Origin of the sequence: Bifidobacterium pseudolongum subsp. pseudolongum DSM 20099, assembly GCF_000771225.1 — a bacterium.
In the GTDB taxonomy this organism is placed as follows: domain Bacteria; phylum Actinomycetota; class Actinomycetes; order Actinomycetales; family Bifidobacteriaceae; genus Bifidobacterium; species Bifidobacterium pseudolongum.
This window is the reverse complement of sequence record NZ_JDTZ01000014.1, coordinates 25,840-40,198: the sequence shown is the minus strand read 5'-3', so window position 1 is coordinate 40,198 and position 14,359 is coordinate 25,840. Positions and strand designations below refer to the sequence as shown.

8 protein-coding genes are annotated in these 14,359 nt (G+C 58.1%); 6 read left to right on the top strand and 2 right to left on the bottom strand.

All coding sequences use genetic code 11. From position 1 onward, the window contains the following. The coding region (locus OU02_RS07865; RefSeq protein ID WP_080745830.1) for an Rne/Rng family ribonuclease at positions 1-2,790 on the top strand (2,790 nt) is incomplete at its 5' end. A gap of 215 nt (positions 2,791-3,005) precedes the next feature. Here OU02_RS07865 and OU02_RS07860 read toward each other — a convergent pair. Then, positions 3,006-3,989 carry a DUF559 domain-containing protein gene (locus OU02_RS07860; RefSeq protein ID WP_051918407.1) on the bottom strand — a complete coding sequence of 328 codons (984 nt, stop codon included), beginning with the start codon at positions 3,987-3,989 and terminating at the stop codon, positions 3,006-3,008. A 504-nt stretch (positions 3,990-4,493) separates the two neighbouring features. Beyond that, positions 4,494-4,694 carry a hypothetical protein gene (locus OU02_RS08770; protein ID WP_130095256.1) on the bottom strand — a complete coding sequence of 67 codons (201 nt, stop codon included), beginning with the start codon at positions 4,692-4,694 and terminating at the stop codon, positions 4,494-4,496. Here OU02_RS08770 and OU02_RS07855 point away from each other — a divergent pair. The 5 genes from OU02_RS07855 to OU02_RS07835 all read left to right on the top strand — a co-directional run bounded on the left by OU02_RS07855 (position 4,684) and on the right by OU02_RS07835 (position 14,359). Next, on the top strand, positions 4,684-5,094 hold the full coding sequence (locus tag OU02_RS07855; protein WP_052110255.1) for a hypothetical protein: 411 nt from the start codon (positions 4,684-4,686) through the stop codon (positions 5,092-5,094). The two genes, OU02_RS08770 and OU02_RS07855, sit on opposite strands and share 11 nt — an antisense overlap. A gap of 265 nt (positions 5,095-5,359) precedes the next feature. Further along, positions 5,360-6,031, top strand: a complete 672-nt coding sequence (locus OU02_RS07850) for a hypothetical protein (protein WP_152593173.1) — start codon at positions 5,360-5,362, stop codon at positions 6,029-6,031. Between the two features lie 1,018 nt (positions 6,032-7,049). After that, on the top strand, positions 7,050-11,408 hold the full coding sequence (locus OU02_RS07845) for a SpaA isopeptide-forming pilin-related protein (RefSeq protein WP_033489752.1): 4,359 nt from the start codon (positions 7,050-7,052) through the stop codon (positions 11,406-11,408). A 169-nt stretch (positions 11,409-11,577) separates the two neighbouring features. After that, positions 11,578-13,293: an isopeptide-forming domain-containing fimbrial protein gene (locus OU02_RS07840; protein ID WP_033489751.1), complete on the top strand. Its 1,716-nt coding sequence runs from the start codon at positions 11,578-11,580 to the stop codon at positions 13,291-13,293. Between the two features lie 25 nt (positions 13,294-13,318). Continuing rightward, complete coding sequence (locus OU02_RS07835) at positions 13,319-14,359, top strand: class C sortase (protein WP_033489750.1); 1,041 nt, start codon at positions 13,319-13,321, stop codon at positions 14,357-14,359.

Here is a 14,359-nt window from a genome sequence, read left to right as displayed (position 1 = left end):
CCCACGCGCCGTCGCCGCCGCACGGCCGCTGCGCCGGAGCCGAGCGAGGCCAGCCGCGCAGCCGATGCGCTCGATGCGCTTGGCGATGACGCGCCGGCCGAGTCCGAGGAGCATGAGGTGCGCCAGTCACGCCGCCACCATGCAGCGCCGCGCCCCATGACATCGTTGCTGTTCCAAGAGCCCGTCATTCCGCAGCGCCCCAAGCATGCCGATGACGACGCGGACGACGCTGCCGAATCTGGCGAGTCCAACGGACCGGCCGACGAGCACGACGAGCCCACCACGCGTCGCCGCCGTCGCTCGCGCGGCCGCAAGGGCGACGAGTCGGCCGAAACCACCAAGCCAGCCGCCGGAGAATCCCGGCGTGGCCGCCGCCGGTCGCCGGTCGATTACGACGCCGATTTCGATGATGTGGAAAATCTCAACGAATCCACGTCGCGCCGCCGCTCCAACCGCCGCATGAACGCGCAGGAGCGCCGCGCCGCTGCCGAAGTGGAGCAGATCGAGGAAGACCTCGTGCTCGACGACATCACGTATGCGCCGATCGACGAGGCGATCGCCCGCAATACCAAGCGCAAGCGCCGCCATGAGAACGACGAAGAGGCCGAGGCCATTGTGGAGGCCGACCTCAACACCGGCGGCGAAGACGGTGAGGATGGCGAGCCGACCGTGCGCCGTCGCCGTCGCCGCCGCCATTCCGACCACGAGAGCGCCGAGGGGCAGCACGAGGAGACCACCGAGTCCAGCTCGGAAGACGATGAGGAGACCACGGTCACGCGCCGTCGCCGGCGCCGCCGCAACGGCAAGAACGCGGAGGAAGAGACCACAACCCGCCGCTCGCGCAAACAGCAGTACATCGACGAAATCGCCGATGTGGAAGGCTCCACGCGCCTCGAGGCGAAGAAGCAGCGCCGCCGCGACAACCGTCGTGAGCGCAGCCGCCAGAACCAGCTGCTCGAACAGGACTTCCTGGCACGCCGCGAGAACGTGGACCGCCTGATGGTGGTGCGCCAGCGCGACCGCCACACGCAGATCTCCGTGCTCGAAGACAATGTGCTCGTGGAGCATTACGTCTCCGACATCCAGGAAGTCGCCACGGTCGGCAACATCTACTTGGGCCGCGTGCAGAACGTGCTGCCGAGCATGGAAGCCGCGTTCGTCGACATCGGCCAGGCGCGCAACGGCGTGCTCTATGCGGGCGAAGTGAACTGGGACACCACGCGCCTTGACGGCCAGCCGCGCCGCATCGAGCTCGCGTTCCGCTCCGGCGACCCCGTGCTTGTGCAGGTCACCAAGGATCCGATTGGACACAAGGGCGCACGCCTGACGAGCCAGGTGACGCTCGCCGGCCGCTTCCTGGTGCTCGTACCGTCCGGTGGCATGACCGGTGTGAGCCGCAAGCTCAGCAGCCGTGAGCGCAGCCGCCTCAAGTCGATCGTCTCGAAGATCTCGCCGAAAGACATGGGCGTCATCATCCGCACCGCGGCCGAGGGTGCGTCGGAGGAGGCGATCACCAAGGATCTGGAGATGCTCACCCACCAGTGGGGGCAGATCCAGTCCAAGCTCGAGGAGTTCCGCCATGGCAAGCGCCCGAAGCTCTTGCAGGGCGAGCCCGACATGGCGATCCGCGTGGTGCGCGACATCTTCAACGACGACTTCCGCAAGATGATCGTGGAGGGCGATGGCGTGTACACGCGCATCGCGGAATACCTTGAGACGATGGCCCCCGACCTGCGCGACAAGCTGGAGAAGTGGGACCCGGCCGAGCACGAGGGCAAGGATGTGTTCGACAAGTGGCAGATCGACTCGCAGCTGCGCAAGGGCATGGAACGCCAAGTGTACCTGCCGAGTGGCGGCTCGATCGTCATCGACCGCACCGAGGCCATGACCACGATCGACGTGAACACCGGCCGCTTCATCGGCAAGGGCAAGTCGCTCGAAGAGACCGTGACCCGCTGCAACCTTGAGGCGAGCGAGGAAATCGCGCGCCAGCTGCGTCTGCGCGACATCGGCGGCATGATCATGATCGACTATGTCGACATGGTGATGCCATCCAACCGCGATCTGGTGTTGCGGCGCCTGCTCGAATGCCTGGCGCGCGACCGCACGAAGCACCAGGTGGCCGAGGTCACGTCGCTTGGTCTGGTGCAGATGACGCGCAAGCGCATCGGCCAGGGGCTTGTGGAGGCGTTCTCCGAGGAATGCCCGGCGTGCAAGGGCCGTGGGTTCATTGTGCACGACGAGCCGACGATCTCCAAGGAATACGACGACCCGTACGCGCTCAAGGGTGGCGATCCGTTTGTGAAGACCAACAAGCATGGCCATGGCACGGAAGCACATGCCGTGCATGCGCCCAAGGGGTCTTCCGCCGCGGTGAAGGCGAAGCTCGCGCAGATCGCGGCGGCCGCCGTGGCCGCGAACAATGCCGAGGAGGAGGCGGAGGCCGCCGCCAAGCAGGCTGAGGAACTCGAAGTGCAGATCGAACACATTGAGGAAACCGCCGAAGCCGAGCAGATCAAGGCCACCGAGTCCGCAGTGGATGCCGAAGGCGATGCCAAGGTTGCCAAGGATTCAGCGGAGTCCGAGCCCGCCGAGGCGGTTGAGGTCACGGTGGAGCCAGAAGCCGCGGAAACCGCAGATGAAACGGTTGTGGATGCTTCTGATGCCAACGCCGAGGAAGCGGCAGCAGCACAGCCGGCCACCAAATCCGTAGCCGAGGAAGCGGAATCGCAGCCGGATGCGGAATCCACCGAGCATTCGTCCGAATCCGAGGCCGAAACCGCCGAGTAACGCGCCTGACTAATGCATCAAGGGCTCTGCACGCTGCAAATATCGCGTTCAGAGCCCTTTGTGTTGCGTATCTCGCTTATGAGAGTGCCCTAATCGGTCTACCCTCGAGTATGACCTCTGTGAAATGCCGTCATTTCACCAATTCTGTGGTCCCATACTTGGGGGTGGCCAGATTAGGGCACTCTCGTAAGCGAGATAGGTTCTGGAAAGGGGTATTAGGCCGCCGTTTTCCAGAGTGAGCGGCGCCGATCGGCCAGTTGCTCAAGGGTGAAAGGCGTTGGCAGCAGATAATTGACACCGGTTCGCTCCTCGATGTGCCGGGCCACCACTTCCGCCACCATGCGTTGCCCCTTTTCGGTGCTCATGCTGCAGTTCACCACCTGTACGTAATCCCATCCGGCCGATTCGATGCGTAACCGTCTCTGCGCATCTGCCTCCCATTGCTGTTCATGGTGTTTTCCGTCGTATTCCACATCGACCCGGGCACCCACGAAAGCGATGTCCATGAAGACCACGCCACCATCCGGAAGCTGCACCATGTGGTTTACTGTGGGGCGTGGCAGCCCATGGCGCTCCAACATCAACCTCAATCGTGTTTCGGTGGAAGAGTCCGTGTGCTCCTGCATCAATACCAATGCTTTGCGGCATGCCGTGATGCCTCGTGGCGCTCGCGCCCGGCCGCTGCGGGGATTGCGGGCATAGTGTTCAATGCGCACCAGCATGTCTTCAAAATCTTGCAGCGTGTAGCGTTCATGAAGCACATTGCGTCGCAGCAGGCTGTCGCCCAACACCACCAACTCCTCCAAACTGAGCCGTGTGGCGAAGAGGAACCACGTGAATAGGGGCGTGGTGCAGGTGACGCCCGGTGCCACCTCCACTGTGTCCAATGGCACACCACTCGCAAAGAACGCGTAGGGGAGACCCTTTGGCTTGGCACGCTTGCGCCGATTACCCCGTACGTGATCCCTCGGCTTGTATTCGTCTGGGGCCACAACCACTTGCAGCACATCTTCCCGCAGGCGTGGATGCTTGCGCACATCGATGAACGGCACCTCAATGCCTTGCAGCAACAATGCTGTGGTGAGGGTGAACACGCACGCGCATTGCCGCTGGCAAAGGCTCTCGGCTTCTTGGCAACATTGTCTGCGGTCGCTTGCGCAGTTGCCCAACTCATCCAGCGATATGGATTCGTTCTTCATGGCTCACGGGTGTTTAGGCCCTAATGGGGGCATGTCGAACGCCGTGTGTGTCGAACCGCAGCTGACGCATGTGTGGGATCTCGGGCTGAGGCTGCTGTTCCATATGGGAGGGTTGGCGATGTTGATGTTGTATTCATGACCGCGACTATAAAGGTTTTGAACTGTAACCACCGCAGGTTTGGCGGAAAATGTGGATAAGTGGACGACACGCCACCTATCCACAAGCACTGAATCGGGTCTCGCGGACGAAAGCCATGGTTTGGGTGGATGAAGATGACAATGCTCTGAAAGAGGGATGCAGGAAGGGGAGGAGAATAGGAGATACAGGCGAGGGTGCCCGCGTGCCCTGAAAACCAACTCGCCGACTGATCTTGGTACCGCGCACTGCCGCAACCATGCGCACGGCATGTGGGTGGACTACCGCACTGTGCAAGAGGCGTTGCGGCCGCGCACGGTGCTCGTCGCGTGCAATACGCGTGGCAATCATGCAGACAGCCGGCATATTCACAGACTATGGTCGGCTTCGGGCGAATACTGCGTGGTGGGCGGTGTGCGGGTGACGACGCCCGCGCGCACCGCCGCCGTCTGCGCGAACAGCATGCCGTTCATGCCGGCGATGGAAGTCATGTGCTGCGTGTTGCGCAACGGCACGAGCAGCACGGAGATCATCGCATGCGCCACGCGCGAAGGACTGATGAACGCCAACGCCCAGAACGTGTTCCGCTTCGCCACGCCGTTCTCGGAAAACGGCGGTGAGGCGCGGGCGCTTGCCGCGATGATCCTGTGCGGGTTCGCGCCGCCCGCCCAGCAGGTGGAATTCGTGGACCCGCAGACGGGCAAACGGTACCGCGTCGATTTTCTGTGGCGCACGCGGGACGGGCGGATTGTTGTGGTCGAGCTCGACGGGCTCGTGAAATACACGGATGCGCAGATGATGGACGGCCGCACGCTGGGCGGCGTGATCGACGATGAACGCGAACGCAGCGAGGGGCTCAAGCGTGCGGGCGTGGACGTGATTGTGCGCATCCGGATGGACGATCTGCACGACTTGGAAGGTCTGAAGCAGCGGCTAGAGGGGGCCGATGTGCTGCTGCGGCGCGGGTAGCTGCTGGCGGCCAGCCGGGTTTGCGTGCTGCGTTGGCGGGTTTGCGTTGTGCCTTGGTGCGGACTGCACCAACGCGGCACGGTTGACCGGCTGGTTGCGTCGTGCGTTGGTGCAGTATCCGCCGAAGCTGCACGGATAGGCAGGTAAATCCGTCGTGCGTTGGTGGCCACGGCACGGAAGCTACACGGAAGAGAAGGTCATGGCTTGCACGTAGTCCCATATCATGTGACTATCTGATGAGGTGATGACTAGAGAGGTGGCACAGATGGGCGAACTCAACGAGCGGGTGGACGAACTCAAAGATGAAGTGAACGGGCTGCGAAACGATTTGGAAGATCTCGAAAACGCGGTGGATGTGATAGCAGAGCGTCTCGAGGAGGAGTTGGTCAGAGCGAACAGGGCGCGTTTGTCCATATGGACACAGAGTGGCGAAGGGAAAAAGTATTTGCGTCTCAAACTCATCTGGGACACGTTCTTGTCATTGCGTACAGTGACGGAACGGGATCGGCGTGAATATGCTTTGCGTGTAGTGGGCGCGAAACCGGAGTGGAAGAGCTTTGCCGCCGAACGTGAAGGCAATCCGTTCAAACGGTTGCTTCGCACAGGGGAGCTGAAGCAGGAGTTCGAACAGATTCGGTCTGATTGGCAACATCGGTATAAAGAGGTCATTTCGCCTTTGCCGCATGCTTCTTATTTCGTCAAGGGTGGCGCACGCTTGGTGAAAGTGGTGGAAGACACATGGAAGCTTGTGGAGTCCGCAGTGGAGGAAGGCGATTTCGTTGCGGCGGCTGAAGCGATGAACCGCCCGTTACCGAACATCGAATACCGCTATGATGCGGATGTTCCCGTTGAACTGCCCAGTGTCAGGACTTGGTTGTCTGAGCATCCACATGCGGATGTCACATGGCCCTATGTCAGAGTGGTTCCTGGAGATTAAGAAGAAGAAAATGACTTCTTTACGGTTACGCCTCTTGGTTTTCTCGCTGGCGCTTTTCTGAGGCTGATTCAGTGCAGTGTTGGTGGGTTGCGTTGTACCTTGATGCTGTACTCGCCGAGGCTGTGTGAATTGGGTGGTAAATCCGTCGCGCATTGGTGCACAATGCGACGATGCTGCACGGATCAGGCGGCACAGGAGACAGAGGGTGGGGAAGACGCAGAGTTTTCTTGCAGAGGCTGTGAAGGCGGTGGGACTGCAGGCGGCTGGCCGCTACAGTGCAATACGGAGACAACAGCCAAGGGGGAGGACCCCCCCTAGCAGCCCCCTGGCGGAGAATTATGCGAGGCGCACGGCAATAGGCACACATTGCCGCCGACTCGTTCTCCAGGAAACAGCGCTTGCACCAATGACGGCGCAGGCGCTGTTCCATATCTCCTCGGCGGCTTTGATCGAGCCAATGAAGCTCCTGCAAGTACGGCGCGCACATGGGCAGGATGAATACGTATTCAAATATAGGCTGCCGGTTGGGTTCGCTCGCGCGACTGCTGTGGCATGAGAAACTGGGCGCGGTTCCAGTGACGCAACTGTGGAGAGTTGGCGGGAATCTGCACGTGGCTATGGCATTAGGGGCCAACGGGCACGGGGTGGATTGTGAAATCTTGGTGAGGAATGAGGGGAACCGTTGCCATCCTTTTGATTGGTGTGATGTAATTGGTCCTTGCGCTTTGGTGTGTTTTCCAGCATGCCAAAGCCTTTCGGCGAAACGCCGATGCAAACGTTTGAGCAGTGTGTCTTAAGCGATTCAGCACCTGCGGGATGTGTGCATTTTATTCAGCTTCGGGTAAAATGCAGTACATATGCAAAAACGACGGTGTTGCTAATCGGTTAGAGGAGGGATGTGACTGCGAAGGATTGCAGACGGAATCACCGCGGCATCCAGCCGAGCGCAATGCCAAGAGAACTTAGAGGAGCTCTCGGTCGGCCTGATCGGGAGAACAGAGCAAAAGGGGAAGAACCTATGAGGATGAAACATGGGAGCGACCGCAGGCCGACCATATCGGTGAAGCCCCGTTTGCTCGCTGCGTTCACGGCGGTAGCGATGATGTTCGCCACCGCCGTTCCGTCGTTGCTGCCGCAGACGGCGGTGGGTGTGGAGGAAGAGCCGGCGGAGGTACCGGGCGCCATCTGTACCCCGCAAGACATCTCCATGGGCGATAACACTTCAAGCGCCCAGAAGGATGATGGTATCGCCACCTGGGTTGGCCAAGACATGTATGTGGGTGCCCCGACTGGTGCCAGCACCTATAACGCAACAACGCAGCCGCACCCCTCCTATGCTGTTGAAGCGGAAGGTACCACACTCGTTGCAGGTAAGCTTGCCATCAACGCGAAGAAGCACAGCTGGAATAACCGTGGTTTCCGCTTCGGTATCGTGGGCTTTGGTGCGCAGTATAGGCCAAGTGCAGGCAGTGATTCGCTTGTTGTCGACAACACTCACAGCGTAATCAACCTTGTAGATCTTAACAACGTAGCGGTAAGTGCTTTGGGCTATAACGTTCAGGGTCGTGGTTGGATTGGCACCACAAATGACAAGGAGTCCAACTACAACGCGAAGATTAATGGCAAAGAGAGTGCGGCCATCGGACTTAAAGGGATGACACCTGGCTCAGAGGGCTATCCCGATGGTGTACCCGCAGATAGTGGCTGGCGCTCGATCTACAGCACTAGTGCAGGCAGCACAGTCACATGGGGCGCGACCAATCCCTTGAAGACCGTTAATATCAACGGTGTTTCGCGCGATTACAGTGGTAATACGAAAACCATTACCGAGCTTTCTGACACATTGGGTAAAATCCCTGCGCCGGAAACCTCAAAGGTAACAACTAATCTCACTGCGCCTAGCACCAGCCAATATGGTTATGTCAGGGAAAAGTACAATTCTGACAAGAAGAACGATGATGATGGCACCGCTGTTCATATTGGCGTCAGGATGACCTTCAATGAGTCGAACTACAAAGAAAAGATGATTGAGTTTGATGGCGGGAGCCAGAATCAGAACTCCACCATTGTGTTCGATGTGAACGCCTCTGATCTCAATAGCGATAATGCGAATGGCTTGGTGTTCAGGTTCAAGAACATCAAAGAAGGTGCATCAGTCGTTGTCAACGTTAAAGGTAACCAGAATGTTGAGTTCCATAACGGCTGGCGCTTCTGGTGGAATGGCGAGGAAATCAGCAACGGATACGTGTGGGACGCCAAACCAGAAGTGAAGAAGGCATATGAACAGGCTTCTCAGGCCATCATGTGGAACTTCCAGAACACGCCTAAGCTCACTATTCTCGGTGGCGTGTTGACAGGCGGACAGGCAGAGCGCTGGGCAAATAAAACCGATGAGAACAACGGCGGCAAGGTCATCGCGGGAACCACTTCTAACGAAGCAATTACCGTGAAGGACGATCCAGCGGCCGCTATGATCGGTTCCATTCTCGTACCTCGTGGTTCCTTCGAAGACCATGTGACGACCAACGGCCGTGTCTGGGTTGGCAAGGACTTCATGATGTACAACCCGACCGTTGCGGCGAATTTCCCTGACGGAGTTGGTGAAGGCGAATCCTCATCTGTCATCGACATGGATCAGGAACGCCACAACTTCCCGTGGAAGGGCTCGATGCGCAGCGAATGCTCCACCATCAGCTGGAACAAGGTCGACGAGCAGGGCAATCTGCTCGAAGGCTCCACCTGGGGTGTTTACAAGAGCAAGCAGGACGCCATTGACGAACAGAATGCTCTGTACCCGTCCGTCAAGGACAATGACATTCCTTCCGGCGACTGGAATCCTACCGCCGGTAAGTTCCGCGTGGACTCACTGGAGCCGAATGCGCGCTACTTCCTTAAGGAGTTGACGGCACCAGCTGGTTATGAGAAGTCCGACCTGATTTACGTCATCAAGACCACGGAAAAGGGAGATGTTTCCAACAAGGACATCATTGCGGTCTACAACGCTGATGGTTCAGAAAACAAGAATCCAGATTCTTGGAAACTTGCCAACGTCGTTGGTGAAACCGATACCAAGGGCATTGCCAACTCCCCAGAAGGTGGCATGATCCAGTGGGGCAAGTACGAAGACGGCAAAGATAAGACCGGTCTTCCCGGTTCTGTCTGGAAGCTGACCAAGACAGGTGAAGGTGACTGGACTCAGGAAATCACCGATAACACCAAAGCTGTCGAAGGCATCGCTCTCTATAACGGCAATGACGATGTGACCAACGGCTCGCTGACCGTTACTGAGGGCACCACTCTGCAGCTCACTCACAGAGTGTCTCCTGATGACGCCACACAAGACGTCACATGGGAATCCTCTGACCCGACTGCGGCTGAGGTGCAGAACGGCCATGTCACCGTGTTGCACGTGCCTGCCGATGGACAGCCGGTGACAATCACGGCCACGACTGTGGACACGAACGCCAGCGGCGACCGTCTTTCGGCACATGTTGCTTTGACCATTCAGGAAGTTGCCCTCAACAGCCTGACACTGAAGTACAACGGACAGACTGATCCGTCGGAAATTTCCACGACTGTGGGCAACAACATTACGCTGACCGCAACCGCGGATCCGCCTTCGTTGCAGAGCAGCATTACGTGGGATTCCACGGACAAGACTGTGGCCACTGTGGAAAATGGTGTGGTTACACCGCACGAGGCAGGTTCGACCACCATCTGGGCCAAGTGCAAGGATGACCAATCCAAGTGGAAGTCCGTGGACATCAATGTTACGAACCCAGTGGCAAATACAACAACCGTTTATGTGCATTGGCTGAATGCCTCCACTGCACCACGTATCCATTACTGGGATTCCAACAATGAAGGTTCTACTTGGGGTACACGTCCCACCATGGAGACCGCTTCGTGTGCGGGGAACGACTGGTACAAGTACGATGTTCCGTTTGCAGGAAAGCCCTTCAACGTCAAGGTGACGATGGGGAATGACAATAATGTATATAAGGTCAATGGTTCTGCCGATATACCGATTGCAGGCACTGCGAGGGCCTACAACATTGACGGTGGAAAAGTGAACTCTAGTGCGCCAGCCGGGTGTGTTACTCGCGCAGCTGTACCTTCGCAGGCCGCTAATGATGCTGAGCTGACCTTGGCGCCTAAGAGCGATGCTACGGACGAGGCTTCGATCCAGACGTTCCGTCGTGCGCGTCTCAACACCATGGCTGAATCCCAGCCGGGTGCAAATGCAACAACCCAGTACAAGGATTCCAACTCCATGGTTGGTCAGTTCACGATTCTCGGCCTTCCCGATGGTGAGTACACGCTGACAGAGAAGACTGCGCCTTCTGGATACCTCTTGAACACAACGGTGTACACGTTCACCATGTCTGGAGGCAAGGTCACATGGACCGGTGATAAGCAGCCGTCAATCGTCGGTGACATGGCATGGATCTCTGATAAGCCTACGCAGGTGGTTTGGGAGAAGGTCGACAGCGATAACAACAATGCGCCTCTTGCGGGCTCCGGCTGGACCATTGAGCAGAAGAGCATCGTTGATGGTCAGGAGAAATGGACCCCCATCAACGAAGTGATGGACTGCACCGAGGCTCCCTGCAATGCTTCGGTGAAGTATAAGGATGAGGATCCGACTCCGGGCAAGTTCCTTGTCAAGAAGCTGCCGGTCGGCACGTATCGCATCACGGAGACTACGGTTCCTGATGGATATGAGGCAGTGGGCGGCCCATATGAGTTCACGGTAACTGACCGTGAAGAAACTGTGCGGGTTAACGGTAAGCCCCTTGGTAATACCCGTAAGAAGGGTAAAGTCTACTGGGGTAAGGTGAGTTCGGAGGATGACACGCGCTTCCTCGCTGGCTCGGCTTGGAAAGTCACATACATCCCGTATGGCAAGACAGAAGCAGACAAGGTTGAGGTTGACATCACTGATTGCGTTCAATCTGACGGTTCTTCGACCGGCACATGCTCGGCCGCGGACGCTACGAAGGCTCCTTGGGCGTATGACGCCTACGGTGCCGAGGGGCGTATCGGTTTCGACAACCTGCCTTGGGGCAGCTATGAGATGATCGAGACCAAGGCACCAGATGGCTACTATGCAGATCCAGATGTGTCCTACGTCTTCTCTGTCGGCCCGGATACTCCCGATGATCAGTTCCAGAACCTGGTTATCTATAAGAAGGACACAGCGACTGGGGCGACTACCCCTCTGCCGAACTACCCAAATCAGGTGATCAGCAATGAACCTGGCGTGGTCCTGCCGGCCACGGGTGGCGAAGGCAACACGCTGATTGTGCTGTTCGGGTTTGTGCTCATAGCGATATCAATGCTAGGCTGTGGCGTAGCGATGCGGAAACGCATTTAAACAAAACAGTCAACGATGAACAATTAAATCTGTGGGGCCGTTAACATCGGTTATCGCTAGGAACGGCCCCTCCCTTGCTTGAATCAACCGATTCATTGCTGGGGGGAAGTAAAAGGGTTTTATGAATCGCAAGGTTTATAAAATTTTCAAAACAATCGAAGGAGATAACATGAAGAAGGTTTGGAAGGGCTTCACCGCTGCGGTTTCCGCCGCTGCGATCGCCGCCACCGGTTTCATTGGTGCCACCTCTGCTAGTGCGGCGGATGGTGATGTCACCGTCACCATCACCGACGCGACAAGCGCCGATCAGAAGTTTGTTGCCTATCGCGTGCTTGATGCGACTAACAATGGTAACAACTACGCCTATACGATTAACACCAAGTACTCTGAGGTACTGAAGACCGCCACGGGGCGGGCTCTCGACGGCACTCCGGAAGCGAACAATGCGGCCGTCACCGAGTATATCGGTGGGTTGTCTGCTACCTCTAATCCGACGATGAAGCAGTTTGCCGATAAGCTGTGGCTTGCGATTGATGCTAATACGGGAATTACCCCGGATGTCACTGAGTTTGCAGGCAAGGTAGGCGGCGCCTCCTTCGAGGGCCCTCAGGGCTACTACCTGATTCGCCAGACGGCGGCTGGTAACTCTGACGCACTTTCCGCTGTCATCGTGAACACCGCTGGACAGGACGGCGTTGACGTCACGCTGAAGAAGGACGTTCCGACCGTTGAGAAGAAGGTCCAGAACGTCAACGATTCGAGCAATACTACTTCGGATTGGCAGGATTCCGCTGATCATGATGTTAACGATCCGGTGAACTTCAAGCTCACCGGTACCGTTGCTCAGAATGTGAACGAGTACCACAAGTACAAGTTCCAGTTCAACGATACGATGTCCCAGGGCCTCACCTTTGTGCAGGCCGGCGAAACCGTTGCGCCCACCGACGTCACGGTGAAGATCAATGATGTTCCGATCACTGCTGGTTACACCGTTACGCTGGCAAATGTCGCGGACGGCACCGTTGCCCCGTACACTGATGGTACTGTGCTGACTGTCGCTTTCGAAGATCTTCTGGCAGCTGCAAAGACCGCTGGTATCACGCTTAATGGCCGCGATCTCGTCACCGTCGAGTACAAGGCCACGCTGAACGAAAACGCCAAGATCGGTACCGACGGCAACCCGAACAAGGTTGATCTGACCTTCGCGAACGATCCGCATTTCAATGGCGCCGGTGACAAGCAGCCGACCGGCACCACCCCGAAAGATGAAGTCATCGTCTTCACCTATGAAGTCAACGCTGACAAGATCACTTCCAACAAGACGCCGCTCGAAGGCGCGAGCTTCGCACTGCTGAAGTGGTTCGGTGGCGAAGAGAACGTGTGGAAGGTCTATCAGCACGCTGCTGACGGCACTGCCGCTGGCTGGGTTGCTCTTCCGACCGGTGTGACCATCGCGAATAAGAACGCCATCGCGACGCTCTCGCAGACTGATGCCGCCAAGATTCCTGGCACCGCCACTGCTAAGAACAAAGACGACAAGTGGACCGTGAACTTCCCGCGCATCGATGACGGTGACTACGCCATCGTCGAGACCGTGGTTCCGGCTGGCTACAACTACGCGGCCCCGACGCAGTTCACCATTGCCGGCAACCTCGTTACGGCGCAGCCTAAGGGTGAGGCCATCACGAGCACTTTCAAGGATCCGACCGTCAATGGTCTGACTGTTTCGGGTGGCACGATCTCCGCTTCGATCGTGAACAAGGCGGGCAACGTGCTCCCGTCGACCGGTGGCATGGGCACGACGGTGCTGTACGTCGCTGGCGCTGCGATCGTGCTGATCGCTGGCATCGGCCTCGCGGTTGCGCTTCGTCGCCGTCAGGCCTGAGTGACACCCCACAAGGAAAGGTGAAATGAGGAATCGGCACTCGGCCAATCTGGAATCCCAGACTGACGGTAGTATCGATTCCTCATCCCTTACGCCGCCCGCCGGCTCCGCACAGGAATCGACGGGCGGCAGCCTTATGGAGGAACAGACCATCAACGCCACAAGCAATCAACCCACAACGAAAACCAAGAAGAAGAGCAACATCGGCATCAATCTGATGATCACGCTCTTCGCGCTCGTGCTGCTTGCCGGCATCGGGCTCCTCGTCTATCCGACCTTCGCCAACTGGTGGAACACGATGCACGCGTCGCGCGCCGTCGCCGGATACATCGAAACCGTCAAAGACATGAGCGCGGACAAGAAGAAGGAACTTCTGGACCAAGCCCATGCCTACAACCAACAACTCAACACGTTGCCAGACCGTTGGCATTTGACCGACGAGCAGATGGACGAATACAACAAGACGCTCGACATCACCGGCACCGGAATCATGGGGTACATCACGATTCCCAAACTGGAAGTGCGCTTGCCCGTCTACCATGGCACCGAAGACACCGTGCTGCAGATAGCCGGCGGTCACCTGGCCGGATCATCACTGCCGGTCGGTGGCGCAGGCACGCACACCGCCGTCTCCGGGCACACCGGACTGCCATCGGCGAAACTGTTCACCGGCCTCGACAGCCTCAAAGAAGGCGACACGTTTGCGTTCCACGTACTTGATGACACCTACACGTACCAAGTGGATCAGATACGCACCGTGCTGCCGAACGAAATGCGCGACCTAGACTTCGACGCGAACCAGGATTATGCAACACTGATCACGTGCACGCCCTACGGCGTCAACTCGCACCGACTGCTCGTGCGCGGGCACCGCATCCCCACGCCGGCGGAAGCGGATGAGACGCAGTACGACAAGGCGGACACGAACCGAACGCTCGTCATCGCGGGCATAGCCCTCGCGATCGTGCTGTTCATCCTGTGGATTATCTGGCTCATCGTGCGCCGCAGCCGCAAACGCGGGCGCAACGCAGTGAGCGGCACACAGGTCAAACATGCGGGGCGCTGA

What these genes read in the sequence shown, in the direction of transcription:
- OU02_RS07860 (WP_051918407.1), bottom strand. Translation starts at nt 3,989, where the DNA reads ATGAAGAACGAATCCATATCGCTGGATGAGTTGGGCAACTGCGCAAGC.
- OU02_RS07855 (WP_052110255.1), top strand. Translation starts at nt 4,684, where the DNA reads ATGAACGCCAACGCCCAGAACGTGTTCCGCTTCGCCACGCCGTTCTCG.
- OU02_RS07850 (WP_152593173.1), top strand. Translation starts at nt 5,360, where the DNA reads ATGGGCGAACTCAACGAGCGGGTGGACGAACTCAAAGATGAAGTGAAC.
- OU02_RS07845 (WP_033489752.1), top strand. Translation starts at nt 7,050, where the DNA reads ATGAGGATGAAACATGGGAGCGACCGCAGGCCGACCATATCGGTGAAG.
- OU02_RS07840 (WP_033489751.1), top strand. Translation starts at nt 11,578, where the DNA reads ATGAAGAAGGTTTGGAAGGGCTTCACCGCTGCGGTTTCCGCCGCTGCG.
- OU02_RS07835 (WP_033489750.1), top strand. Translation starts at nt 13,319, where the DNA reads ATGAGGAATCGGCACTCGGCCAATCTGGAATCCCAGACTGACGGTAGT.